At 56.5% G+C, this 23,472-nt stretch carries 23 protein-coding genes; 15 read left to right on the forward strand and 8 right to left on the reverse strand.

Features of this window, described 5'->3' with window-relative positions:
• Positions 1 to 25 precede the first annotated feature (25 nt).
• Positions 26 to 973: a VirK/YbjX family protein gene (locus JT31_RS05150; RefSeq protein WP_038474109.1), complete on the forward strand. Its 948-nt coding sequence runs from the start codon at positions 26 to 28 to the stop codon at positions 971 to 973.
• Positions 974 to 994: 21 nt separating this feature from the next.
• On the opposite strand, the gene JT31_RS05155 is transcribed toward JT31_RS05150, so the two are convergent.
• On the reverse strand, positions 995 to 2,650 hold the full coding sequence (locus tag JT31_RS05155) for an ATP-dependent endonuclease (RefSeq protein WP_038474112.1): 1,656 nt from the start codon (positions 2,648 to 2,650) through the stop codon (positions 995 to 997).
• Between the two features lie 411 nt (positions 2,651 to 3,061).
• On the opposite strand from JT31_RS05155, the gene aqpZ reads away from it, so the two are divergent.
• The 4 genes from aqpZ (at position 3,062) to hcr (ending at position 7,578) form a co-directional block, all read left to right on the forward strand.
• The gene (aqpZ, locus tag JT31_RS05160) at positions 3,062 to 3,757 is read left to right on the forward strand and encodes an aquaporin Z (RefSeq protein WP_038474115.1); all 696 of its coding nucleotides are present in this window, start codon (positions 3,062 to 3,064) and stop codon (positions 3,755 to 3,757) included.
• A 149-nt stretch (positions 3,758 to 3,906) separates the two neighbouring features.
• Positions 3,907 to 4,806, forward strand: a complete 900-nt coding sequence (locus JT31_RS05165; protein WP_038474118.1) for a lysine exporter LysO family protein — start codon at positions 3,907 to 3,909, stop codon at positions 4,804 to 4,806.
• A 141-nt stretch (positions 4,807 to 4,947) separates the two neighbouring features.
• Positions 4,948 to 6,600, forward strand: coding sequence for a hydroxylamine reductase (hcp, locus tag JT31_RS05170; RefSeq protein ID WP_038474121.1), 1,653 nt, complete (start codon positions 4,948 to 4,950; stop codon positions 6,598 to 6,600).
• 9 nt (positions 6,601 to 6,609) lie between these two features.
• Positions 6,610 to 7,578: an NADH oxidoreductase gene (hcr, locus tag JT31_RS05175; protein ID WP_038474124.1), complete on the forward strand. Its 969-nt coding sequence runs from the start codon at positions 6,610 to 6,612 to the stop codon at positions 7,576 to 7,578.
• A 35-nt stretch (positions 7,579 to 7,613) separates the two neighbouring features.
• Here hcr and JT31_RS05180 read toward each other — a convergent pair whose 3' ends face one another.
• A complete protein-coding gene (locus tag JT31_RS05180) occupies positions 7,614 to 8,045 on the reverse strand; it encodes a DoxX family protein (RefSeq protein WP_038474127.1) in 432 nt (143 codons plus the stop codon).
• A 150-nt stretch (positions 8,046 to 8,195) separates the two neighbouring features.
• Here JT31_RS05180 and poxB point away from each other — a divergent pair, with 150 nt between their 5' ends.
• The 4 genes from poxB to JT31_RS05200 all read left to right on the forward strand — a co-directional run bounded on the left by poxB (position 8,196) and on the right by JT31_RS05200 (position 13,550).
• The gene (poxB, locus tag JT31_RS05185) at positions 8,196 to 9,917 is read left to right on the forward strand and encodes a ubiquinone-dependent pyruvate dehydrogenase (protein WP_038474130.1); all 1,722 of its coding nucleotides are present in this window, start codon (positions 8,196 to 8,198) and stop codon (positions 9,915 to 9,917) included.
• A gap of 65 nt (positions 9,918 to 9,982) precedes the next feature.
• Positions 9,983 to 10,984: a low-specificity L-threonine aldolase gene (ltaE, locus tag JT31_RS05190; RefSeq protein WP_038474133.1), complete on the forward strand. Its 1,002-nt coding sequence runs from the start codon at positions 9,983 to 9,985 to the stop codon at positions 10,982 to 10,984.
• A 15-nt stretch (positions 10,985 to 10,999) separates the two neighbouring features.
• The gene (locus JT31_RS05195; RefSeq protein WP_038474136.1) at positions 11,000 to 12,451 is read left to right on the forward strand and encodes an SDR family oxidoreductase; all 1,452 of its coding nucleotides are present in this window, start codon (positions 11,000 to 11,002) and stop codon (positions 12,449 to 12,451) included.
• 88 nt (positions 12,452 to 12,539) lie between these two features.
• The gene (locus JT31_RS05200; RefSeq protein WP_038474139.1) at positions 12,540 to 13,550 is read left to right on the forward strand and encodes an NAD-dependent epimerase/dehydratase family protein; all 1,011 of its coding nucleotides are present in this window, start codon (positions 12,540 to 12,542) and stop codon (positions 13,548 to 13,550) included.
• Here JT31_RS05200 and JT31_RS05205 read toward each other — a convergent pair.
• Together JT31_RS05205 and JT31_RS05210 are read right to left on the reverse strand one after the other, a co-directional pair.
• A complete protein-coding gene (locus JT31_RS05205) occupies positions 13,547 to 14,377 on the reverse strand; it encodes an N-acetylmuramoyl-L-alanine amidase (RefSeq protein WP_038474142.1) in 831 nt (276 codons plus the stop codon). The genes JT31_RS05200 and JT31_RS05205 overlap by 4 nt on opposite strands.
• Positions 14,374 to 14,697: a heavy metal-binding domain-containing protein gene (locus JT31_RS05210; RefSeq protein WP_038474145.1), complete on the reverse strand. Its 324-nt coding sequence runs from the start codon at positions 14,695 to 14,697 to the stop codon at positions 14,374 to 14,376. Before JT31_RS05210 ends, JT31_RS05205 begins: the two co-directional genes overlap by 4 nt.
• Before the next feature lie 108 nt (positions 14,698 to 14,805).
• Here JT31_RS05210 and JT31_RS05215 point away from each other — a divergent pair, with 108 nt between their 5' ends.
• From JT31_RS05215 to artJ (JT31_RS05240), 6 genes are all read left to right on the forward strand, one after another.
• Positions 14,806 to 15,330, forward strand: coding sequence for a lipoprotein (locus JT31_RS05215; RefSeq protein WP_038474149.1), 525 nt, complete (start codon positions 14,806 to 14,808; stop codon positions 15,328 to 15,330).
• A 227-nt stretch (positions 15,331 to 15,557) separates the two neighbouring features.
• On the forward strand, positions 15,558 to 16,286 hold the full coding sequence (artP, locus tag JT31_RS05220) for an arginine ABC transporter ATP-binding protein ArtP (protein WP_038474152.1): 729 nt from the start codon (positions 15,558 to 15,560) through the stop codon (positions 16,284 to 16,286).
• 20 nt (positions 16,287 to 16,306) lie between these two features.
• The gene (gene artJ, locus JT31_RS05225; RefSeq protein WP_038474155.1) at positions 16,307 to 17,038 is read left to right on the forward strand and encodes an arginine ABC transporter substrate-binding protein; all 732 of its coding nucleotides are present in this window, start codon (positions 16,307 to 16,309) and stop codon (positions 17,036 to 17,038) included.
• Positions 17,039 to 17,046: 8 nt separating this feature from the next.
• Positions 17,047 to 17,763, forward strand: a complete 717-nt coding sequence (gene artQ, locus JT31_RS05230) for an arginine ABC transporter permease ArtQ (protein WP_038474157.1) — start codon at positions 17,047 to 17,049, stop codon at positions 17,761 to 17,763.
• Complete coding sequence (artM, locus tag JT31_RS05235) at positions 17,763 to 18,431, forward strand: arginine ABC transporter permease ArtM (protein ID WP_038474160.1); 669 nt, start codon at positions 17,763 to 17,765, stop codon at positions 18,429 to 18,431. Before artQ ends, artM begins: the two co-directional genes overlap by 1 nt.
• A gap of 156 nt (positions 18,432 to 18,587) precedes the next feature.
• Positions 18,588 to 19,319, forward strand: coding sequence for an arginine ABC transporter substrate-binding protein ArtJ (gene artJ / locus JT31_RS05240; RefSeq protein ID WP_038474163.1), 732 nt, complete (start codon positions 18,588 to 18,590; stop codon positions 19,317 to 19,319).
• Between the two features lie 612 nt (positions 19,320 to 19,931).
• On the opposite strand, the gene rlmC is transcribed toward artJ (JT31_RS05240), so the two are convergent.
• The 4 genes from rlmC to potH all read right to left on the reverse strand — a co-directional run bounded on the left by rlmC (position 19,932) and on the right by potH (position 23,464).
• Complete coding sequence (gene rlmC, locus JT31_RS05245; protein WP_038474166.1) at positions 19,932 to 21,062, reverse strand: 23S rRNA (uracil(747)-C(5))-methyltransferase RlmC; 1,131 nt, start codon at positions 21,060 to 21,062, stop codon at positions 19,932 to 19,934.
• A gap of 48 nt (positions 21,063 to 21,110) precedes the next feature.
• The gene (locus JT31_RS05250) at positions 21,111 to 21,524 is read right to left on the reverse strand and encodes a YbjO family protein (protein ID WP_419177773.1); all 414 of its coding nucleotides are present in this window, start codon (positions 21,522 to 21,524) and stop codon (positions 21,111 to 21,113) included.
• Positions 21,525 to 21,659: 135 nt separating this feature from the next.
• Entirely contained in the window at positions 21,660 to 22,505 is an 846-nt protein-coding gene (gene potI / locus JT31_RS05255) for a putrescine ABC transporter permease PotI (RefSeq protein WP_038474171.1), read from the reverse strand.
• A complete protein-coding gene (potH, locus tag JT31_RS05260) occupies positions 22,502 to 23,464 on the reverse strand; it encodes a putrescine ABC transporter permease PotH (RefSeq protein WP_038474174.1) in 963 nt (320 codons plus the stop codon). The genes potI and potH overlap by 4 nt, the downstream gene beginning before the upstream one ends.
• Positions 23,465 to 23,472: the final 8 nt, after the last annotated feature.

A 23,472-nucleotide genomic window follows, 5' to 3' on the forward strand; every position in this document is an offset into this window, starting at 1 on the left:
TCTTAGTCGAATTCAGGTTTTAATTATGTCCCAGATCGCTGCCACCCAAATCACCGAAACCCTGCCTCAAACGGGCTGGAAACTCTTCCTTTCTTTAGCAACAGGTGAGTGGCAGCCGGGAGCATCCTGGAGTAAGAAGGCTTATCGCCGCAAGTTTATTTTGCGCTCACTGGCGATGCCTGTGCATACCGCCAGCCTGATGAATAATCTTGCCAGCCAGCCGCACCTCGCCAGCATGCTAAACGCTCAGCCGGGGCTGCCTTGCCGCCTGCATCGCCCTTACCTCGCGCTGCCGCTTAACCGCAAGCATACGCGTGACACCATCGGTTACCACTACCAAAAAATTGCCGAGAAGATGCCGAAGAAGCTGCTCAACGGGCATTTCGCTACCGAAGGCTACCGCCTGGCAACGCTGGTGGGCAAGAACAACGAACTGATGTTTATCGACCTTACCTCCCATGATATCGAAGGCAAGGAAGGGGAAGCATTCCTGAACTTCTGTAATGAAGACGGCGTTCCGCTGGCGCGCATTACCTTCACCCTCAACCAGTTTGAAGGTAAAAACACCCTGTTCATAGGCTGCCTGCAAGGGGCAAAACCCTGGGTTCCTCATGAAGCAATTCAGGCTGCGACCAAAGCCTGCCACGGCCTGTTCCCGAAACGCATTCTGCTTGAAGTGGCCTGTGAACTGGCGAAGCTTCTCGACGCGGAACGCATTCTGGCGGTGAGCAACAGCACGCATATCTACCGCTCCTGGCGCTATGAGAAGAAGAAAAAAGACAGCCTACACGCTGACTATGACAGTTTCTGGAAATCCATGAGCGGCGAGCTGCGCGCCGACGGCCTGTTTGCCCTGCCGTCCAGCGTTGAGCGCAAGCCGCTGGAAGATATTGCGAGCAAAAAACGTGCGGAATACCGCCGCCGCTATGAGCTTCTGGACGGCATGATGAGCAATATCAACAGCCACTTCTAAACCCGAATGGCGAGCCGGGCGTTAATCCGCCCGGCCACGAGCCAGCCAAAGCACCCGGGAAAACATTTTACGAAACAGCGGTGGAACCGCATCCACGCCGCGACGCCCCGCCTCCAGCGCCACCTCTATGGCTAAATCCGGCTTCGACGAACGATGAATAGCCTTGGTAATAATCCGGCGCAAATTCATCGGCACGTTATCGGGCAGCTGTGCCACGCGATGAAACACGTCTGCAAACCCCTGCCGATACATAAAGTGCTCCATATCCAGAGCCGGAAGCGCCGTAAGATGATCGCGTTCCTGGTCGCGATCGTTATCCAGCAGGCCGCGAACCGTGGCGGCGTATTTTTTACCGGCGTCATCGCCGTCGACCAGCACGTGCCACTCAATGCCCATGCGCCGGGCAAACTTAATGAGAGGGCGCAGGCCGGACTGGGCGAATTCAATCACCTTCACGCCTTCGGCATCAAAATGGTGCCCACACTGTCGCGCCAGTTCGTTCATCACCCACACTTCGGTTTCACCTTCCACCAGCAGCCAGCAGCGGGAAAAGAGGGAAGAGGCACGGTTAAAACGAATATGGAAAGCAATTCGCCGGCTGTCTTCCGCGTTCATGCCGCCCGGCCCTAATCGCCATGCCGCCACGCGCGAAGATTCACGCACCAGGCGACACACATGCTCAACCGGCGTCAGCGAGAGTAATTCGCCGGAATTTGTGGTGGTGATCTTTTGCAGCGGCAGCAGATTGAGCAGATGCCAGGCGACAGACAGCATGATCGGGTGCAGGCGTGTTTCCGGGTCTTCCACCAGCAGAAGCGGACGGGCATCGCGATCGAGCGCAATGCTGCCCTTCGCCTGCAGCAAGGTAGAAAACATGCCCAGCAGGATCATGCGGTGCGAACGGCTGCCCGGCTTGTCGATCATTCGGTTGATCACATCCAGATAGCGCCAGCTGCGCTGCTCATCATGGGAACGTCGCCGCATCAGGCGCTGATGAGCCACCGCGCCCTGTTCAGAAAAATAGTGCTCCAGCAGCTGCACCATGGCCGAAAGTCCCTGCCGTAGCTGCGCGTCGGTGAGGTTTTGCGGTCTCGACACCAGCTCCCGCGCCAGAAAATCCAGCTGGCGCGCCGTCAGCTCCGTATCCGGCATTTCGGGCATCCCGCCGTTGCGTAGCCGCCGCATAAAGCGGGCGTCCCTGAGCCGCAGGACAGGATTCAGGCGCGTAATGTGCATCGCCATTTCGTCGATATTATCCAGCGTCAGCGGCTGGCCGTGAGCGTTGAGAAAACTGCGGAGCGTGAGTACCGTCCCTTCATCCCCAAGCTCCCCTTCCAGGCGATAATAGATACGATGAAAGCCGTCGCTACCGGCAATCCAGACCGGCGCGAGATTCCTGTATCGCCGCCCTAAATGGTGGCCAGGTGCCGCCTCACGAAACGTCAGAATAATATGCAGATGGCTTTCACGCCCGTGCATCTCACCCGGTGGAAAATAGAAATCCTCGCGCACAAAATGGTACAGCTCCCGGTGCGGAGAAAGCAGCAGCGTCAGCGCATCCAGCAGGCTCGATTTACCCCAGGCGTTTTCGCCAATCAGCACATTGTTTTGCTCAAGCATTAACGACAAACGGTTAATACCACGAAAGCCAACAACCTCAACCCGCTCGAGAAACATACCGCCTCCTGTGCATCCGCCTTAAATTCCATCGTTCTTTTCGAGTATAGCGGCAAGCGGGAGAGCAATGTAACTACACAATGTCAAAGCGTTAAGGGATAAAACACGCCGCAATTATCATAATCAATTCGTGCTGGGGAGCTATTTTTTGTTATCCAGAATATTCTTACTTCATTCAAAGATAATCTATACTTCCGACACCTCTCCTCATAAAAGGAATAACACCTCATTGCCCTAAATCAAAAAACAGGAATTTATTGTGCTGGTGGCGAATTGGCGAAATACCTAATATTAACGCGTATTTAATATTACTTTCGTCATTCACTTAATGACGGTGAATTAGCGACAATCGGGTTCGTGTGATTTAGCGCGTGAGCCGTAAGTTGTTTCTTGCTTTTAGAAGAGGTGGTTATGTTTAGAAAATTAGCAGCCGAGTTCTTCGGGACATTCTGGCTGGTATTTGGTGGCTGCGGTAGCGCGGTATTAGCGGCAGCATTCCCTGAATTAGGCATTGGTTTCGTGGGTGTGGCACTGGCATTTGGTTTAACCGTGCTGACCATGGCATTTGCCGTCGGTCATATCTCTGGCGGGCACTTTAACCCCGCGGTGACCCTTGGCCTGTGGGCCGGTGGTCGCTTCCCGGCAAAAGAAGTGATTGGCTACATCATTGCCCAGGTCATTGGCGGTATTGTTGCTGCGGGTATTCTGTATTTAATCGCCAGCGGTAAAACCGGCTTTGATGCTGCGGCCAGCGGTTTTGCCTCCAACGGCTACGGTGAACATTCACCGGGTGGATATTCCATGCTGTCCGCCATTGTTATTGAAATCGTATTAACCTGTGGTTTCTTAATTGTTATTCATGGCGCTACGGACAAATTCGCAGCCCCAGGTTTTGCCCCGATTGCCATTGGTCTGGCATTAACCTTAATTCACCTGATTAGCATTCCAGTCACCAACACTTCTGTAAACCCGGCGCGCAGTACCGCAGTCGCTATTTTCCAGGGCGGTTGGGCATTAGATCAGCTGTGGTTATTCTGGGTCATGCCAATTATTGGTGGGATCCTGGGCGGCGTTATTTATCGTACGCTGCTGGAAAAACGCAGCTAAATTTTTATGCAGGCTTACCCCGGTGAGCCTGCCATTTCCCCCATCCTCTCCCGCGCAAACCTTTTTCTTCGTCTCTACTCGACTCGTTTCCTTTCTTTCGGTAGTGTGACATCCGTCGTAACATTTTAACTACAAGGACTGTCCCACCCATGCTCTCAGGATTGCTTATTATCCTGGTGCCGCTGATCGCCGGCTACCTGATCCCACTGAAACAAACTCACCTGCTTAAGCTTATTAACCGCCTGCTGAGCTGGATTGTTTACGTGATCCTGTTCCTGATGGGCATTAGCCTGGCGTTTCTCGATAACCTCGCCAGCAATCTGCTGACCATCCTGCATTACTCTGTCATCAGCGTGGCCGTGATTATGCTGTGTAACGTAGCCGGCCTTTTACTGCTGGAACGTTCTCTGCCCTGGCGGCACCAGCATAAACAGGAAAAACTGCCATCACGCCTGGCGATGGCGCTGGAATCTTTGCAGCTTTGCGGCGTGGTCGCCCTCGGTTTCCTGCTGGGGCTGAGCGGGTTCGAAGTACTGCAACATGCCACCGAGGCAAGCGAATACACGCTTATCTTCCTGCTGCTGCTGGTCGGTATTCAGCTGCGTAACAGCGGCATGACCATCAAGCAAATCGTCCTCAACCGTCGCGGTATGATAGTCGCCGTCGTGGTCGTCCTGAGCTCGATGGTCGCCGGGGTGATAAACGCCATGATTCTCGGCTTGCCGATCAAGACCGGCCTGGCCATGGCTTCCGGGTTTGGCTGGTACTCGCTGTCCGGGATCCTGATGACCGAGTCTTACGGGCCGGTTATCGGCAGCGCCACCTTCTTTAATGACCTGGTGCGCGAACTGCTGGCGATTATGCTGATCCCGGCCCTGGTTCGCCGCAGCCGCTCTACGGCGCTTGGCCTTTGCGGTGCGACCTCGATGGACTTTACCCTGCCGGTTCTGCAGCGCAGCGGCGGCGTGGAAATTGTGCCTGCCGCCATCGTGCACGGCTTTATTCTTAGCCTGCTGACGCCGCTGCTGATGGCCTTCTTCGCCTCCTGATACCTCTCTGGCGGTAGCCTGCTGCCGCCAAAGTTGAGCTATATCAATCTCCCATTAAGTTGCACCAAAAATTCCTTTAAACCTGTTCTGCTGAGGCCTAACCTTAAACATGTATTTAAAATATAACTTTAAGGTGAGATCATGTTTTGTGTGCAATGTGAACAGACCATCCGTACCCCGGCCGGCGATGGCTGTGCCTATGCCCAGGGCGTTTGCGGTAAAACGGCCCAGACTTCCGACCTGCAGGACCTGCTGATTGCGACATTGCAGGGGCTTTCCGCTTGGGCGGTCGCCGCTCGTGAACGCGGTATTATCGACCACGAAATTGATAACTTTGCCCCACGCGCCTTCTTCTCTACGTTGACCAACGTCAACTTCGACTCCGCCCGCATCGTAGGCTATGCCCGCGAAGCAATTACGATGCGTGAAGATCTGAAAGCCCGCACTCTGGCTATCAGTCCTTCGGCAGCCGTAACTAACCCAATGGCAGAGCTGCAGCTGGTCAGCAGCGACCTCGGGGAGCTTCAGCGTCAGGCCGCCGAATTTACGCCCAACCGCGATAAAGCCGACATTGGCGAAGACATTCTCGGCCTGCGCCTGCTGTGCCTGTACGGCATGAAAGGCGCTGCCGCGTATATGGAACACGCGCACGTGCTGGGCCAGTACGACAATGACATCTATGCCCAGTACCATAAAATCATGGCGTGGCTCGGCACCTGGCCTGCGGACATGGGCGCCCTGCTGGACTGCTCCATGGAAATCGGCCAGATGAACTTCAAAGTGATGAGCATTCTGGATCTCGGGGAAACCGGTAAATACGGCCACCCAACGCCAACCCAGGTTAACGTGCGCCCGGTGGCCGGGAAATGCATCCTGATTTCCGGCCATGACCTGAAGGATCTTTATAACCTGCTCGAGCAAACCGAAGGCACCGGCGTGAACGTCTATACCCACGGGGAAATGCTGCCGGCGCACGGCTACCCAGAGCTGCGTAAATTCAAGCATCTGGTCGGCAACTACGGCAGCGGCTGGCAGAACCAGCAAACCGAATTCGCCCGTTTCCCTGGCCCGATTGTGATGACCTCCAACTGCATCATCGACCCAACCGTGGGCGCGTACGATGACCGAATCTGGACCCGCAGCATCGTCGGCTGGCCGGGCGTCAGCCACCTGGAAGGCGACAACTTTGGCCCGGTGATTACCCAGGCTCAGCAAATGGCGGGCTTCCCGTACAGCGAAATCGAGCACCTGATCACCGTCGGCTTTGGCCGTCAGACCCTGCTGGGGGCGGCAGACACGCTTATCGATCTGGTCAGCCGTGAAAAACTGCGCCACATCTTCCTGGTCGGCGGCTGCGACGGGGCGCGTGGCGAACGTAACTACTTCACCGACTTCGCCACCAGCGTGCCTCAGGACTGCCTGATCCTGACCCTGGCCTGCGGGAAATATCGCTTTAACAAACTGGACTTCGGCGACATCGAAGGGCTGCCGCGTCTGGTAGATGCGGGCCAGTGTAACGACGCCTATTCGGCGATTATTCTGGCCGTGACGCTCGCAGAGAAACTGGGCTGCGGGGTGAACGATCTGCCGCTGAGCCTGGTGCTCTCCTGGTTCGAGCAAAAAGCGATTGTCATTCTGCTTACCCTGCTCTCACTTGGCGTCACGAATATCGTCACCGGCCCAACCGCGCCGGGCTTCCTCACGCCAAACCTGCTGGCGGTGCTGAACGAGAAATTTGGCCTGCGCGCCATCACCACCGTTGAGCAAGATATTCAACAGTTAATGAGCGCGTAAGGAGTCCCCATGACCATGCCAACGCCGCTGTGCCCGTATCGTATGCAGGTGCACCATATTCACCAGGAAACGCCGGATGTCTGGACGCTGTCGCTGATCAATCACGACTTCTATCCTTACAAAGCCGGGCAATATGCGCTGGTGAGCATTCGTAACGGCAGCGAGACTCTGCGGGCCTACACCCTCTCTTCCACACCGGGCATCAGCGAATTCATCACGCTGACGGTGCGGCGCATCGACGGCGGCGCTGGCTCCGGCTGGCTTACCGGCGAGGTGAAAGTGGGTGATTACCTGTGGCTGTCTGAAGCACAAGGGGAGTTTAGCTGCGAGAACCTGTCGTCAGAGCACTATCTGCTGCTGGCGGCGGGCTGCGGCGTCACGCCGATTATGGCCATGCGCCGCTGGCTGGCAAAGCATCGCCCGCAGGCGGACGTGCAGGTTATCTACAACGTGCGCTCTCCGCAGGACGTGATTTTTGCTGACGAATGGCGGCATTACCCGGTGACCCTGGTGGCGGAAAACAATGCTACTCAAGGCTTTATTGCCGGACGGCTGAGCCGCGAGATCCTGGCCTCGGTGCCGGATATCGCCGGCCGGACGGTAATGACCTGCGGGCCCGCGCCTTATATGGCCCAGGTTGAAAAAGAAGTGAAAGCGCTGGGGGTAACGGCGTTTTATCAGGAAGTGTTCTTTACGCCATCCGCTGCACCGTCAACGGGCGGCCTGAAGTTCACCACGCTGCAGCCGATGCGTGAGTTCTCCTCACCGGTGGGCAGTACGCTGCTTGCCGCGCTCGAAAGCAACAGCGTGCCGGTGAATGCCGCCTGCCGCGCAGGCGTGTGCGGCTGCTGTAAAACGAAAGTTGTGTCAGGCGACTACACCGTCTCCAGCACCATGACGCTGACGGATGAGGAAATCGCCAGTGGCTATGTGCTGGCCTGCTCCTGTCATCCTCAGAGCGACCTGGTGCTCGCTTAAATCTGAAAAGGCACCTCGCGGTGCCTCTTCTTTTTCTACCGCCAGGCAGCCTTGCCAAACGCGTAACGCCCCGCACCACAAAAGACTATCGCCAGCGCGCCGAGGAAAAAGTACATCAGGCTCTCAATGCCCCAGGCCCCGGTTTTATCCAGCATAAAGGTTTCCCCCACGCCCACCAGCAGCCACGCCACGATCATGGTGAATACCAGCCCAATCGCGGACAGCCGCGTCAGGATCCCTAAAATAATCAGCAGCGGGGCAAGCACCTCACCCAGCAGCACGCCGTAGGCCACAAATTCCGGTATTCCGTGCGCAGCCAGCATCCCTTTAATGCCGCCCACGCCCCCAAACAGCTTATGCAGGCCGTGAAACAGCATCAGGCCACCTACCGCCAGGCGCAGGAATAATTTGCCCAGATCGTCTTTGCTTAGTGCGCCATTCACTGCATTTAACATTTTAGTAACCATATGAATTGCCACCCTTTTAAAATGATAACGAGAATAATTTACACTTAATATTCAGCAACAAATAGCCCTAATTTTAGGGAGGCTTTTACCTGCCCTTACGTGGAATTGAACTAAGCTTGTAAGCGCTATCACACTGGACAAGGAAAACCGATGAAACAATCCGTAGCGGCCTGGCTGGCCAAAACGCTTGAAAGCGCGGGCGTGAAACGTATCTGGGGCGTCACCGGCGATTCACTGAACGGCCTCAGCGACAGCCTCAATCGTATGGGGACCATCAAGTGGATGCCGACCCGCCATGAGGAGGTTGCCGCTTTCGCCGCCGGGGCAGAAGCGCACCTTACCGGAGAGCTTGCGGTTTGTGCTGGCTCGTGTGGGCCAGGCAACCTGCACCTCATTAACGGCCTGTATGACTGCCACCGAAACCATGTGCCCGTGCTCGCTATTGCCGCCCATATTCCTTCAAGCGAAATCGGCAGCGGTTACTTCCAGGAAACCCATCCCGAAGAGCTGTTCCGCGAGTGCAGCCACTACTGCGAGCTGGTCTCTAACCCGGAACAAATCCCGCAGATACTGGCGATAGCCATGCGTAAAGCCATCCTGAACCGCGGCGTTTCGGTCGTCGTCCTGCCGGGCGACGTGGCGCTTAAGCCTGCGCCGGAAAACGCGACCACTCACTGGTACCCGGCCCCTCAGCCCGTCGTGGTGCCGCATCATGACGAGCTGAAAAAACTCGCCCAGCTGCTGCGCTATAACGACAACATCGCCCTGATGTGCGGCAGCGGCTGTGCCGGCGCCCACGATGAACTGGTACAGCTGGCGGCCACGCTGAAAGCGCCTGTCGTTCACGCCCTGCGCGGTAAAGAGCATGTCGAGTACAACAACCCCTATGACGTGGGCATGACCGGATTAATCGGCTTCTCGTCCGGCTTCCACACCATGATGAACGCCGACACGCTGATCCTACTCGGCACCCAGTTCCCGTACCGTGCGTTCTACCCGACGGATGCAAAAATTATCCAGATTGATATCAATCCCGGCAGCATCGGCGCGCACAGCAAGGTCGACATGGCGCTGATTGGCGATATCAAAGCCACGCTGGCCGCCCTGCTGCCGATGCTGGAAGAGAAAGCCGATCGCAGCTTCCTCGATAAAGCGCTCGAGAATTACCGCAAAGCACGTGAGGATCTGGACGATCTGGCAAAAGCCACCGAAGGCAAGCCAATCCACCCTCAATATCTGGCGCAGCAAATCAGCCATTACGCCGCCGATGATGCCATTTTTACCTGCGACGTAGGCACGCCTACCGTCTGGGCCGCACGCTACCTGAAAATGAACGGCAGGCGCCGTCTGCTGGGCTCGTTTAACCACGGCTCGATGGCTAACGCCATGCCGCAGGCGCTGGGCGCAAAAGCCACCGCCCCCGATCGTCAGGTCGTCGCCATGTGCGGCGACGGCGGATTCAGCATGCTGATGGGTGATTTCCTGTCCGTCGCGCAAATGCAGCTGCCGATTAAAATAGTGGTCTTCAACAACAGCGTGCTGGGGTTTGTGGCCATGGAGATGAAGGCCGGGGGCTACCTCACCGACGGCACCGAACTCCACGACACCAACTTCGCCCGCATCGCCGAAGCCTGCGGCATCACCGGCATTCGCGTTGAAAAACCCGAAGAGCTGAACGCCGCGCTGGAACAGGCTTTCAGTACGGATGGCCCGGTGCTGGTGGACGTGGTTGTCGCCAAAGACGAGCTGGCTATTCCCCCGCAAATCAAACTGGAACAGGCTAAAGGATTCAGCCTGTATATGCTGCGCGCCATCATCAGCGGGCGCGGAGATGAAGTTATCGAGCTGGCGAAAACCAACTGGTTCCGGTAAAAAAGAAGGTTGCCCCAGGCGCCCGGATACTTGTCCGGGCGCAGCCTCTCGATAAAGGACCCGTCATGATCGATTTACGCAGCGATACCGTTACCCGCCCTTCCCGCGCCATGCTTGAGCAAATGATGGCCGCGCCGACCGGAGATGACGTTTACGGCGACGACCCGACCGTTAACGAGCTTCAGGAGTACGCGGCAAAAATCAGCGGTAAAGAAGCTGCCCTGTTTTTACCTACCGGCACTCAGGCTAACCTGGTGGCGTTGCTCAGCCACTGCGAGCGTGGCGAAGAGTACATCGTTGGCCAGGCCGCACATAACTACCTCTATGAAGCCGGTGGTGCAGCGGTACTGGGCAGCATTCAGCCTCAGCCTATCGAAGCGGATCGCGACGGCTCCCTGCCGCTGGACAAAGTGGCGGCCAAAATTAAGCCGGACGACATTCACTTCGCCCGCACTAAATTATTGAGCCTTGAGAATACCCATAACGGCAAAGTGCTGCCGCGCGAATATCTCCAGCAGGCCTGGGAGTTCACCCGCAAGCACAACCTGGCGCTGCACGTTGACGGCGCGCGTATCTTCAACGCCGTGGTTTCCTATGGCTGCCAGCTGGAAGACATTACCCGCTACTGCGACAGCTTCACCATCTGCCTGTCGAAAGGCCTGGGCACGCCGGTTGGCTCCCTGCTGGTGGGCAGTAAAGAGTACATCAAACGTGCCATACGCTGGCGCAAGATGACCGGTGGCGGCATGCGCCAGGCCGGGATTCTGGCGGCGGCTGGCCTGTATGCGCTGAAAAATAACGTTGAGCGCCTGAAAGAAGATCACGATAACGCTCACTGGCTGGCTGGCGAGCTGCGTGAAATTGGCGTTGACGTAATGCGCCAGGATACCAACATGGTGTTCGTGCGCATGACGGCGGAAGAAGCGGAAGATTTAGGCCCCTACATGCGTGAGCGCGGCATCATCATCAGCGCGGGCCCGGCAACGCGCCTGGTCACCCATCTGGACGTCACCCGCAGTCAGCTGGCTGAAGTCGTCGCCCACTGGCGCAGCTTCCTGCAAAACTAACGGGAGTCAGGGACGATGGCAGAACCCCAAAGGATACTGGTCCTCGGCGCCAGCGGCTACATTGGCCAGCACCTGGTGCCTTTACTCTCGGCGGCGGGGCATCACGTCACCGCCGCCGCACGCCGCATTGACTGGCTGAAAAAGCAGCCGTGGCCTGGCGTCGAATGTCGGCACGTTGACTTACACTGGCCGCACCGCCTGGGTGCCTTGCTGGAAAGCGTGGATACGGTTTATTACCTGATCCACAGCATGGGCGATGGCGATGACTTTATGGAGTTCGAACGCCAGGCGGCGCTGAACATGCGCGACGCGCTGACCGAGCATCCGGTCAAGCAGGTTATTTTCCTCAGCTCATTGCAGGCAAAAAGTGGGCAAACAAATTCGAAACACCTGAAGGCGCGGCAAATCACAGCAGATACCCTGCGCGATTCCGGCGTTCCGGTCACCGAACTGCGGGCAGGAATTATTGTTGGCGCAGGCTCGGCGGCCTTCGAGGTCATGCGTGATATGGTTTACAACCTGCCGGTGCTCACGCCACCGCGCTGGGTGCGCTCCCGCACCTCACCTATTGCCCTGGATAACCTGCTGCATTACCTGGCCGCGCTGTTAGATAATCCTGCGACAGGCCACCGCCTGTTTGAAGCCGCAGGCCCGGAAGTGCTCAGCTACCAGCAGCAGTTTGAGCGCTTTATGGCTATCAGCGGCCGCCGTCGTCCGTTGATTCCCGTCCCTCTGCCCACCAGCTGGATTTCCGTGTGGTTTCTGAACGTCATCACCTCCGTGCCGCCCGGCATCGCCAAAGCGCTGATTCAGGGGCTTGAACACGATCTGCTGGCCGATGACCGCAGCCTGCGAGAACTCATCCCGCAGCAGCTCATCAGCTTTGACGACGCCGTACGCCTGACGCTGGCGAACGAGCACAAGCTCGCCAACTCGCAGGACTGGGGCTATGACGCTCAGGCGTTTGCCCGCTGGCGGCCAGATTACGGTTTTTTTGCCAAACAGGCGGGCTGCACGCTCACCACCCACGCCGATCTCCGTTCACTGTGGCAGGTCATTAACCAGCTCGGCGGCAAAGAAGGCTACTTTTTTGGCAATACCCTGTGGAAGACCCGCGCGCTGATGGATTTGCTGGTCGGCCATCGGCTTGCTAAAGGGCGGCCTGAAAAAGCCATGCTGGAAGTGGGCGACACCGTGGATAGCTGGAAAGTGATTATTGCCGAGCCGGAAAAAGAGCTGACGCTGCTGTTCGGCATGAAAGCGCCGGGGCTCGGGCGGCTTTCCTTCACATTGCAGGATGACGGCAACCAGCGCACGCTCGACGTCAGGGCCTGGTGGCATCCTCACGGCTGCGCCGGTTTGCTCTACTGGCTGGTGATGATCCCCGCCCATTTATTTATCTTTAAGGGAATGGCGCGGCGAATTGTTCATTTAGCGGAACAAAACTCGATCAAAAAGAGATGTTAGCTCTTAATCTTTCAGTATTCCCATTGCATGCGCTGCCGTTTCACGGAAAAATGCGCAGCGTTAATCTCAAATATAACGAGTTGGTCACATGAAGGTACTGGTCACCGGCGCAACCAGCGGTTTAGGCCGAAACGCGGTCGAATATTTACGCGCCAGGGGCGTCAGCGTCCGGGCAACCGGGCGCAACGAAGCGATGGGCAAGCTGCTGCAAAAGATGGGCGCAGAATTTGTCCATGCCGACCTGACGGAGCTGGTCTCTTCCCAGGCGAAAGTGATGCTCGCGGATGTCGACACGCTGTGGCACTGCTCCAGCTTTACCTCGCCGTGGGGAACCCAGCAGGCCTTTGACCTCGCCAACGTCCGCGCCACCCGCCGCCTGGGCGAATGGGCCGTGGCCTGGGGCGTGCGCGACTTTATTCACATCTCGTCGCCGTCGCTCTACTTCGACTACCACCACCACCGCAACATCAGCGAAGATTTCCGCCCGGTGCGCTTTGCCAACGAATTTGCCCGCAGCAAAGCCGCCAGTGAAGAGGTTATTCAGCTGCTGGCGCAGGCCAACCCGAACACCCGCTTCACCATCCTGCGTCCGCAAAGCCTGTTCGGGCCGCACGACAAAGTGTTTTTCCCGCGCCTGGTGCAGATGATGCGCCACTACGGGAGCGTGCTGCTGCCGCGCGGCGGCGATGCGCTGGTGGATATGACCTATCTGGAAAACGCGGTGCATGCGATGTGGCTGGCGACGCAGCAACAGAACTTACCGTCCGGCCGGGCTTACAACATCACCAACATGGAAGCTCGCCCGCTGCGGACCATCGTGCAGAAGCTTATCGACGAGCTGGGCATCAAATGCCGCATCCGCTCGGTGCCGTACCCGATGCTGGACATCATCGCCCGCAGCCTGGAGCACTTTGGCAATAAATCGGCCAAAGAGCCGGTGCTCACGCACTACGGCGTCTCCAAGCTGAACTTCGATCTGACCCTGGATACAACACGAGCGGAGACGGAGCTGGGCTACCAGCCTATCATCACCCTTGATGAAGGCATTCGGCGCACCGCGCTGTGGCTTAAAGATCACGGCACGCTGCACCGCGGCTAGCCCTGGCCGTATTTCTCCAGGAGTGCTTCGGCTATCGCCTGGCTTTCTGCATCCGCTTCGCCGCTGTAGTTCGCCGGGCGGAAATGCATCTGGAAGGCGGTAATCACCCTTTTCTGCTGCGCATCGGTCATGCCCGGCAACACTTCGTAGCCATAGCGGGAAAGTAAATCCAACAGCTCCGCCTTATCCACCGGTTGATAAGGACCACGGCCATTGAGATAAAATGCCACCCGCGCCGCATCTGGCCATGCGCCAATCCCTTTTTCCGCAAAGTGCTTCCAGGGGAACAGCGGACCCGGGTCAACCTTGCGCTGCGGGGCAATGTCTCCGTGAGCCACCACATTCTGCGGCGCGATGTTATAGCGCGCAACAATCTGCTTCGCTAAATCTTCAAGTACCGCAATCTGCGGCTGGCTGAACGGATAGAAGCGCTGAACGCCCCCGATTCGCGTGTAGCCCTGGTTTTCCAGCTCAATCCCCACGGAAGTATCATTGATGCGCGTAGCGCCTCGCCAGAAGCTTATCCCCGCATGCCAGGCCAGCTGTTCTTCTGGCACCAGCTGCCAGACAACGGGTTTCCCACCGGACAGCGGTGGCTTAGCCGGAATCAGATAGTGAGCGCTGACGTTACGATCTGTGAGCGTGGAGAGCGACCCTGAAAAATCATCCGCGGTGTAGTGGATAACCAGGATTTTCACCCGTGGATAAGCGGCCTGAGCCTGGTGTCTGGTGTCTACTTTAAAGCTGCCCCGATCGACAATCCCTTTTTGGCCGGCGCAGCCCGCCAGCAGCAGCGCCAGGGCAAGCGCTAAGATCCTGGCTTTCATTTCCGTGTTTTCACCGCCGTGCCGCTGACGCAAACCATCAGCATACTGCCGTCCTTACCCACGGTTTCGTAATCGATATCTATCCCGACTACCGCATTAGCCCCCAGGCTTTCGGCCTGCTCCTGAATTTCGCGGAACGCGATATCCCGCGCTTTACGTAATTCTTTTTCATAAGCACCGGAACGCCCGCCGACGATGTCGCGAACCCCGGCAAAAAAATCGCGGAAAATATTAGCCCCCAGGATAGCTTCCCCGGTCACTACACCGCAGTATTCAGTAATGATGTGGCCTTCCAGGCCCGGCGTCGTTGTAAACTGCATCTCGTTCTCCTCTCTTTGCCATCAACATGTTAGCCCGGCAATCGCCACGCGATTTTGAGCCAATACGCTATGCTAAGGTAGTCCTCCTGAGAAAATAAGGAAATAAAAATGCGCAGCTCAGCTTTGGCTCTTCTCCCCTGTGCGCTGGTTCTGTCGGCCTGTACTACCGTAACGCCAGCCTTTAAAGACATCGGCACCCGCAGCGGCCCCTGCGTCAGCGGCGGCCCGGATGACGTCGCTCAGCAGTTCTATGACTACCGCATCGCCCACAAAGGTGAAGGCCTGAGTTCCGTCGCCGCGCTGCGGCCTTACCTGAGTGATTCCCTGTTCCAGCTGCTGCAAAAATCCAGCACCTTACCGGCCGCACAAAACGCGTTTACCCGCAGCGATATCTTCTCCAGCCAGTCCGAAGGGCCGGATAAAGCAAGCGTTGCCTCTGCGTCAACTATCCCTAATACCGACGCGCGCAATCTTCCGCTGCGGGTCGAGCTCACTCGCGGCAGCCAGACCTGGAAAGATGAAGTGCTGATGGTGCGCGAAGGCCAGTGCTGGGCGGTGGACGATGTGCGTTATCTCGGTGCGGCAAGCCACGCGCCAACCGGCACGCTGCGGCAGGCGGTTGAAGGGAAATAGCGGCAATTTTGGCTTACGCTATGCGGGTGGAAAAAACGTAACCCCTGTAAATAGTCTGGCATTTTCAGGGAATGCGGTTTTTTATACTTAGCCACCACCCGCCTCGCTATTTTGTGCTAACTTTACGCCATGAAAGCAGTTATTTTTAAGTTTTAACGCACAAAGATTGCATAACTATTCTGTTAAAGGTACCCTTTGCGGCCTCAATTGCTATTCAACTTCAGCGCATGAGTATTCAACTAGACAGCATTAATTGCTTTTACGGTGCCCATCAGGCGCTGTTCGACATCACACTACATTGCCCGCAGGGTGAGACGCTGGTATTGCTGGGCCCAAGCGGCGCCGGCAAGAGTTCACTTTTGCGCGTGCTTAACCTGCTCGAGATGCCGCGTTCCGGCAAACTCAGCATCGCAGGCAATAATTTCGACTTCTCCAAAGCCCCCGGCGACAAAGCGATTCGCGAACTGCGCCAGAACGTCGGCATGGTCTTCCAGCAATACAATCTGTGGCCGCACTTCACCGTGCTGCAAAACCTGATTGAAGCGCCGTGCCGCGTGCTGGGCTTAAGTAAAGATAAAGCCCGCGAACGCGCCGATAAGCTGCTTGAACGCCTGCGCCTGAAGCCGTATATGGATCGCTATCCGCTGCATCTTTCCGGCGGTCAGCAGCAGCGCGTGGCGATTGCCCGCGCACTGATGATGGAGCCGCAGATTCTGCTGTTTGATGAGCCTACTGCCGCCCTCGACCCGGAAATCACCGCGCAGATCGTCAGCATTATTCGCGAGCTGGCGGAAACCAACATTACTCAGGTCATCGTGACCCATGAAGTAGAAGTGGCGCGTAAAACCGCCAGCCGCGTGGTGTATATGGAAAACGGCCACATCATCGAACAAGGTGATGCCAGCTGCTTTGCTAACCCGCAAACCGATGCGTTTAAATTCTATCTCTCTCACTGATGTTGAACGGGAAAACGACAATGAAAAAAGTTTTGCTGGCCACTCTTTTAGCCACTCTGAGCCTTTCTGCTACCGCCGCACAGACTATCCGTTTTGCTACCGAAGCCTCTTACCCTCCGTTTGAGTCTATCGACGCCAACAACAAGATCGTCGGCTTTGACGTTGACCTGGCTAACGCCCTGTGCAAACAGATCGATGCCACCTGTACCTTTACCAATCAGGCGTTCGACAGCCTGATCCCAAGCCTGAAATTCCGCCGTATTGACGCGGTAATGGCGGGGATGGACATCACGCCTGAGCGTGAAAAACAGGTGCTGTTCACCAAGCCTTACTATGACAACTCCGCGCTGTTTGTTGGCGTGAAGGGCAAGAACGCTGATATCAGCGCGCTGAAAGGCAAGAAAGTGGGTATCCAGAACGGGACCACGCACCAGAAATACATCACCGATAAGCACCCGGAAATCACCACCGTACCTTATGACAGCTATCAGAACGCTAAGCTGGATCTGCAGAACGGCCGTATTGATGCCGTCTTCGGCGATACCGCCGTGGTGACCGAATGGCTGAAAGCCAACCCGGAACTGGTTGCCGTGGGTGATAAAGTGACCGACAAAGATTACTTCGGCACCGGCCTCGGCATCGCCCTGCGTCAGGGCAACACTGACCTGCAGAGCAAATTCAACGCCGCGCTGGATAAAGTGAAACAAGATGGCACCTACAAAGCCATCTACGACAAATGGTTCCAGAAGTAATCGACTCGATGAACGAATTGTTTCCATTAGCAAGCGCCGCCGGGATGACCGTCGGCCTTGCCGTTTGTGCCCTGATAGTCGGCCTCGTGCTGGCGATGATCTTTGCCGTCTGGGAGTCCGCCAAATGGCGCCCGTTGGCATGGATTGGCTCAGGGCTGGTCACGCTTTTCCGTGGCCTGCCTGAAATTCTGGTGGTGCTGTTTATCTACTTCGGCTCCTCCCAGCTGCTGCTGATGCTCTCTGACGGCTTTACCATTAACCTCGGTTTTGCCGCGATTCCGGTCAAAATGGAGATTGAGAACTTTGACGTCAGCCCGTTCCTCTGCGGCGTGATTGCCCTCTCCCTGCTCTATTCCGCCTATGCGTCGCAGACGCTGCGCGGCGCGCTGAAAGCGGTACCGGTTGGGCAATGGGAATCAGGCCAGGCGTTGGGGTTATCCCAAACCGCGATTTTCTTCCGGCTGGTGATGCCGCAGATGTGGCGCCACGCGCTGCCGGGTCTGGGTAACCAGTGGCTGGTATTGCTGAAAGACACCGCCCTGGTGTCGCTTATCAGCGTGAACGACCTGATGCTGCAAACTAAAAGCATTGCCACCCGCACCCAGGAGCCGTTTACCTGGTACGTGATTGCCGCTGCGATTTACCTGGTTATCACCCTGCTGAGCCAGTACATCCTGAAGCGTATCGACCTGCGCGCCACGCGCTTTGAACGGAGACCTGACTGATGCTCGAGTACTTACCGGAGCTGATGAAAGGTCTGCACACCAGCCTGACGCTCACCGCCGCTTCTATTGCCGTAGCGCTCGTGCTGTCGCTGCTGTTCACCATCGTTCTGACGCTGAAAACGCCGGGGCTGGTGCACATTGTGCGCGTCTACATCACGCTGTTTACCGGCACGCCGCTGCTGGTGCAAATCTTCCTCATTTACTACGGGCCGGGGCAGTTCCCGTCGCTTCAGCACTATCCGGTGCTGTGGCATCTGCTTTCCGAACCCTGGCTGTGCGCCTTGATTGCGCTGTCGCTCAACAGCGCCGCGTACACCACGCAGCTATTTTACGGCGCTATCAGAGCCATTCCTGAAGGCCAATGGCAGTCCTGTAGCGCCTTGGGGATGAGCAAGAAAGACACGCTGGCTATCCTGCTGCCGTATGCTTTCAAGCGTGCGCTCTCTTCCTATTCAAACGAAGTAGTGCTGGTCTTTAAAAGTACCTCGCTGGCCTACACCATCACGCTGATGGAAGTGATGGGCTACGGGCAGCTGCTGTACGGACGCACCTATGATGTGGCCGTTTTTGGCGCAGCCGGGCTGGTCTACCTTATTGTTAACGGACTTCTCACGCTGCTGATGCGCTTTATCGAACGCCGGGCGCTGGCCTTCGAGCACCGAAGCTAGAAAGGTTAATAGGAAAGCGGGGCAAACCCCGCTTTTTTTACGCCCCGATAAATATAATTATACATTTTTATTGCATATAAATTCACATTTTGGCATGGTTGTTTGACGTCGGGAAACGACGATTTAAAACAATATTGACAGACGGGAGCAACACGCATGAAAAAGTTACTGTTAGCCGCAATCCTTGCAACAACCGCATTTGGCGCGGCTGCAGCGGAAAAAATCAGCTTCGGATCTTCGGCAACATATCCTCCTTTTGAATCTCTGGACGCCAGCAATCAGATCGTCGGTTTCGATATCGATCTGGCGAAAGCGCTATGCAAACAAATGCAGGCTGAATGTACCTTCACCAACCACGCCTTCGACAGCCTTATCCCATCGCTGAAGTTCCGCAAATACGATGCGGTCATTTCCGGTATGGACATCACGCCGGAGCGTGCAAAGCAGGTCGCCTTTACCAACCCGTACTATGCCAACTCGGCGGTGGTGATTGCGAAAAAAGGCCAGTTTACGTCGCTGGACGACCTTAAGGGCAAACGCATCGGGATGGAAAACGGCACCACGCACCAGAAATATCTGCAGGATAAACATCCTGAGATCAAAACCGTCTCTTATGACAGCTACCAGAACGCGATCATTGACCTGAAAAATGGCCGTATCGATGGCGTGTTCGGCGATACCGCCGTGGTGAACGAATGGCTGAAAACCAACCCGCAGCTGGCTACCGTGGGCGAGCATGTGACCGACGCGCAGTACTTTGGCACCGGTTTAGGGATTGCGGTTCGCCCGGATAATCAGGCGCTGCTCAAGAAACTCAACGATGCGCTGGCGGCAATTAAAGCAGACGGGACTTACCAGAAGATCGGTAACGAGTGGTTCCCGCAGTAAGTTTGTTCTCACTCCGGGCCGCTCCTTAGTCACAAATATGTTTTATGTAAGGCCCGCTAAGATTCCGTTCACCTCAAGTACAAGCTCATATGCTATCACCGAGCGTAGTGAACGTGTCCGGGGAATAACGCCATCCCCCGGACAGCCCCGGCGCCCGGCGAGCTCATCGCCGCTGAAGCGGTAAACCCACCGGCTATCACCCAAACATTCGGGGTCGTTCGCGATTCGTTCCCGACGATCGCTCTCTTTCGCTGCTCCCGGCAGCTCAACCCCGCCTGAGTTGGGTCATAACCGGGGGCGATGAGAGCCGGGAGGCAATTCCACCCTCACCCCAGCCCTCTCCCAGAGGGAGAGGGGGCAAACAGCCAACGTGGAACATTTTTTATTCCCTCTCCCTTCCAGGGAGAGGGTTAGGGTGAGGGTAAAAATAAGAAGCGAGGCTCGGTTCCGGCTTAAATCACATCCGTTTTCTCGCCGGGAGTCCGGGGTCTCGGGGAAGTGACGGTGACTTCCCCGAGTCGTTCACCGGTTCGGTGATGACACATGAAACAGGGCTGAAAGTGAATGGAACCTTAGCCGAGCCTGCAGAGACCGCTGGCACGAATGCCAGGGTTAGGGACAATACTCCAGCAGCGTCAACACCTCGTAGTGTGAAGTATGCGGGAACATATCAAACAGCTGGGTACGCACCACGCGGTAACCCGGCAGCATCTTAATATCCTTCGCCATGGTCTGCGCATTGCAGCTCGAATAGACGATATGCCCCGGAGCCATCTGCGTCAGGTAATCACAAAGCGCTTTGCCAATGCCTCGACGCGGCGGGTTCACCAGCACCAGCTGCGGGATATCCTGCTGGGCGACGGCAAACTGCGTGGAATCCAGCGCCTGAAAATGAAGATTATGCAGACCCAGCTTTTCGGCCGACTGCTTCGCGCTGGCAATCGCTTCCGGGGCGATTTCTATCCCGGTTAGCTTCATCTCCGGCGTGGCGCAATGCAGCCCAAAACCGCCGACGCCGCAGAACAAATCCCACATATGGTTGACCGGCAGCTCTCGCACCCAGTCGCGGGCGGTGGCATATAGTTGGGAAGCGACCTGCGGATTGGTCTGGAAGAAGCTCTGCGGGCGAATAAACAGCGGCACGCCGTTGAAAACCTCTTCGAGAGCACGCTGTTCGGTCAGCGGGATTTCCTGCTCACCTTCCATAATCGCCATATGTACCGGCTGAATATTGGCCGAAATCACCTTGAGCTGTGGCAGCTGCTGCTGGAGCCACGGCAGCGCCGCTTTCAGCTGCTCCAGCTTGCTTTGCGAACGTAATACAAAGCGCAGCATCATGCCGCCATCCGCCTGGCTTTCGGTCAGCAGCAGATACTTCAGTTCCCCACGCTTGCGCGCCACGTTATAGGGCGTTAATCCCGCACGAGCAATAAACGGCTTCAGCGCCGCAAAAACAGGCTCAAAAGAAGCCGGATAAAGCGGGCAATCGGTTAAATCTTCGGGCGTACCGTCACGGTGCAGCATCCCAAGCAGCGGTTTTTCCACGCTGCCGCTGACCACCATTTTAGCTTTATTACGAAACGCCTGCTCAGGGCCGCTGACCGGCTTGCACCACTCGCCCACCGCAATCCCGTCCAGCAGCTGCCGGAGATCGGTCATTTTGGCGGAAAGCTGGTCTTCAACCGGTTGTTCAATCCACTGGCAGGAACGACAGCGGCCAGCATCATAGAGCGCGCATTGCATAGGAAAACCCTGAGAAAAAACGAGGGCGCAGATTGTAGCACTCTGCGCTTACTGAAGTCTGAAAAAAAGCCGGCTACGGGCGGGGACAAACAGCAGGAGCAGCACCAGAATATCAGGCAGCTTTTGGGTGAACAGCGAACGGAAGATCTCACGTTTTGTGCCGCCGGAGATACTGAATAATTCCGGATACCCCCAGCCAAGCGAGGCCAGAGACAAATAAGTCACGGAAATAATTTGGGTCAGCAGGAACACCCAGCGTCCCCAGTTGCGTCCTTTGATTATCACGAACGCGCAGCGCAGTTCGACAAAAAGCATCACCAGGCTGCCGAGAAACACCAGCGTCAGGGGCCAGGTTTGTACGCTGCGATGCACAAAATCCATCACCCCGCTAACCCCAAGCATATTCAATAGCAGCAGCAAATCGAGGCATCGGGTAGTGACGATACCAATAGCCGCCACCATAACCAGCGTGGGGACGTTTAATTTTGCATGAGATGACCGCTGTTTCCTGATAATTTCCACAACCTCGCGTTCCTTACGTCACGGTGCCGCGACAGGCGCGGCACCGAAGGCACATCATTGCAGATTTTAGGCGGTTTAACTACGTCTTGCACTCTGGATATCGCGCAGGCGCTGCTTTTCTGCCCGCGCCATAAACCACCATGCAATCAAGCCGATAACGCCCACAACGCCAAGAATAATCGACGCCAAAGCGTTAATTTCCGGATTAACCCCCATACGAACGTTGGAAAACACCAGCATCGGCAGCGTGGTCGCCCCCGGCCCCGAAACGAAGCTGGCAATCACCAGGTCATCAAGAGAAAGCGTAAACGCCAGCAGCCAGCCGGAGATAATCGCAGGCGAAATCATCGGCACGGTAATCACAAAGAATACCTTTAACGGCGTCGCACCAAGATCCATTGCCGCTTCTTCAATGGAACGATCCAGCTCGCGCAGGCGAGAGCTAATCACCACCGAAACATACGCGGTACAGAATGTGACATGCGCCAGCCAGATGGTGAGCATGCCCCTGTCGCTCGGCCAGCCTATCGCGTGCGCCAGGGCCACGAACAGCAGCAGCAGCGAAAGCCCGGTGATAACATCCGGCATAACCAGCGGCGCGGTCAGCATAAAAGCAAAGCCGTTTGAGCCACGGAAGCGTCCAAAACGCACCATCACCACGGCGGCAATCGTCCCGAGGATAACAGCCATCGTAGCGGCGGCCGCAGCGATGGTCAGGCTCAGGCCAACGGCGTTCATCATTGCCGAATCCCGGAACAGCTCGCCGTACCAGCGCGTGGACCAGCCGGCCCATACCGTTACCAGTTTAGAACTGTTAAACGAGTAGATAACCAGCATCAGCATTGGCGCATACAGAAAGGTAAAGCCGATGACCAGGATCAGAATACGCCACGGGGAACGCACGACCGGTAAGTTGTTCATGCGTGATCCTCCGCCGCTTTGTTCTGGTACTTGTGGAACCACATGATCGGCACGATAAGCAGCAGGAGCATGATAATCGCCACGGCAGAGGCCACCGGCCAGTCGCGGTTATTAAAGAATTCCTGCCACAGGACGCGGCCAATCATGATGCTGTCCGGCCCGCCAAGCAGTTCCGGAATAACGAACTCCCCTACCGCCGGGATAAATACCAGCATTGAACCCGCGATAATCCCGCCTTTGGTCAGCGGCACAATCACGCTAAAGAAGGTTTTCAACGGGCGGGCACCGAGATCTAACGAAGCCTCCACCAGCGAATAATCAATGCGCGTTAGCGCGGTATAAATCGGCAACACCATAAACGGCAGATAGGCATAAACAATGCCGATATAGACTGCCAGGTTAGTGTGCAGAATCGTCAGCGGCTGGTCGATAACCCCAAGCCAGATCAGCACATTATTCAAAATACCGTTGTTTTTCAGGATCCCCATCCACGCGTACACGCGGATCAAGAACGAGGTCCATGAAGGCAGAATAACCAACAGCAGCAGAATATTGCGCGTTGAAGGTTTGCTGTGCGCTATCGCCCAGGCGAGCGGATAGCCCAGCGCCAGGCAGCACAGCGTTGAAATCGCCGCCACCTGCAGCGACTGCAGATAGGCCTCAAAATAGAGCGGATCGTCCGTCAGCTGGAAGTAGTTGGCCAGATTCAGGGTGATCGACAGCTGCCCGTCGGCCCAGCTCACCAGATCGCTGTAAGGCGGGATCGCCCGGGCAATTTCCGAAAAACTGATCTTAAAAACGATCAGGAACGGCAGCATAAACAGCAGGATCAGCCATAAATACGGCGGCGCAATCACCAGCTTGCGCCCGTGTGCTATCCACAGGCGAGAAAACCAGCGCTTCGCGCCGCCGGGCTGAGGTACGGCAGGCTCTGTCGGGCCGTCAGAAAAAGTTGTCATCTTGCCCC

The organism is Cedecea neteri (genome assembly GCF_000757825.1).
Classification (GTDB): Bacteria; Pseudomonadota; Gammaproteobacteria; order Enterobacterales; family Enterobacteriaceae; genus Cedecea; species Cedecea selenatireducens.

Bases quoted from the DNA above. Each gene is read 5' to 3' on its own strand.
- JT31_RS05150 (WP_038474109.1), top strand. From the start codon at position 26: ATGTCCCAGATCGCTGCCACCCAAATCACCGAAACCCTGCCTCAAACG.
- JT31_RS05155 (WP_038474112.1), bottom strand. From the start codon at position 2,650: ATGTTTCTCGAGCGGGTTGAGGTTGTTGGCTTTCGTGGTATTAACCGT.
- aqpZ (WP_038474115.1), top strand. From the start codon at position 3,062: ATGTTTAGAAAATTAGCAGCCGAGTTCTTCGGGACATTCTGGCTGGTA.
- JT31_RS05165 (WP_038474118.1), top strand. From the start codon at position 3,907: ATGCTCTCAGGATTGCTTATTATCCTGGTGCCGCTGATCGCCGGCTAC.
- hcp (WP_038474121.1), top strand. From the start codon at position 4,948: ATGTTTTGTGTGCAATGTGAACAGACCATCCGTACCCCGGCCGGCGAT.
- hcr (WP_038474124.1), top strand. From the start codon at position 6,610: ATGACCATGCCAACGCCGCTGTGCCCGTATCGTATGCAGGTGCACCAT.
- JT31_RS05180 (WP_038474127.1), bottom strand. From the start codon at position 8,045: ATGGTTACTAAAATGTTAAATGCAGTGAATGGCGCACTAAGCAAAGAC.
- poxB (WP_038474130.1), top strand. From the start codon at position 8,196: ATGAAACAATCCGTAGCGGCCTGGCTGGCCAAAACGCTTGAAAGCGCG.
- ltaE (WP_038474133.1), top strand. From the start codon at position 9,983: ATGATCGATTTACGCAGCGATACCGTTACCCGCCCTTCCCGCGCCATG.
- JT31_RS05195 (WP_038474136.1), top strand. From the start codon at position 11,000: ATGGCAGAACCCCAAAGGATACTGGTCCTCGGCGCCAGCGGCTACATT.
- JT31_RS05200 (WP_038474139.1), top strand. From the start codon at position 12,540: ATGAAGGTACTGGTCACCGGCGCAACCAGCGGTTTAGGCCGAAACGCG.
- JT31_RS05205 (WP_038474142.1), bottom strand. From the start codon at position 14,377: ATGAAAGCCAGGATCTTAGCGCTTGCCCTGGCGCTGCTGCTGGCGGGC.
- JT31_RS05210 (WP_038474145.1), bottom strand. From the start codon at position 14,697: ATGCAGTTTACAACGACGCCGGGCCTGGAAGGCCACATCATTACTGAA.
- JT31_RS05215 (WP_038474149.1), top strand. From the start codon at position 14,806: ATGCGCAGCTCAGCTTTGGCTCTTCTCCCCTGTGCGCTGGTTCTGTCG.
- artP (WP_038474152.1), top strand. From the start codon at position 15,558: ATGAGTATTCAACTAGACAGCATTAATTGCTTTTACGGTGCCCATCAG.
- artJ (WP_038474155.1), top strand. From the start codon at position 16,307: ATGAAAAAAGTTTTGCTGGCCACTCTTTTAGCCACTCTGAGCCTTTCT.
- artQ (WP_038474157.1), top strand. From the start codon at position 17,047: ATGAACGAATTGTTTCCATTAGCAAGCGCCGCCGGGATGACCGTCGGC.
- artM (WP_038474160.1), top strand. From the start codon at position 17,763: ATGCTCGAGTACTTACCGGAGCTGATGAAAGGTCTGCACACCAGCCTG.
- artJ (WP_038474163.1), top strand. From the start codon at position 18,588: ATGAAAAAGTTACTGTTAGCCGCAATCCTTGCAACAACCGCATTTGGC.
- rlmC (WP_038474166.1), bottom strand. From the start codon at position 21,062: ATGCAATGCGCGCTCTATGATGCTGGCCGCTGTCGTTCCTGCCAGTGG.
- JT31_RS05250 (WP_419177773.1), bottom strand. From the start codon at position 21,524: ATGGTGGCGGCTATTGGTATCGTCACTACCCGATGCCTCGATTTGCTG.
- potI (WP_038474171.1), bottom strand. From the start codon at position 22,505: ATGAACAACTTACCGGTCGTGCGTTCCCCGTGGCGTATTCTGATCCTG.
- potH (WP_038474174.1), bottom strand. From the start codon at position 23,464: ATGACAACTTTTTCTGACGGCCCGACAGAGCCTGCCGTACCTCAGCCC.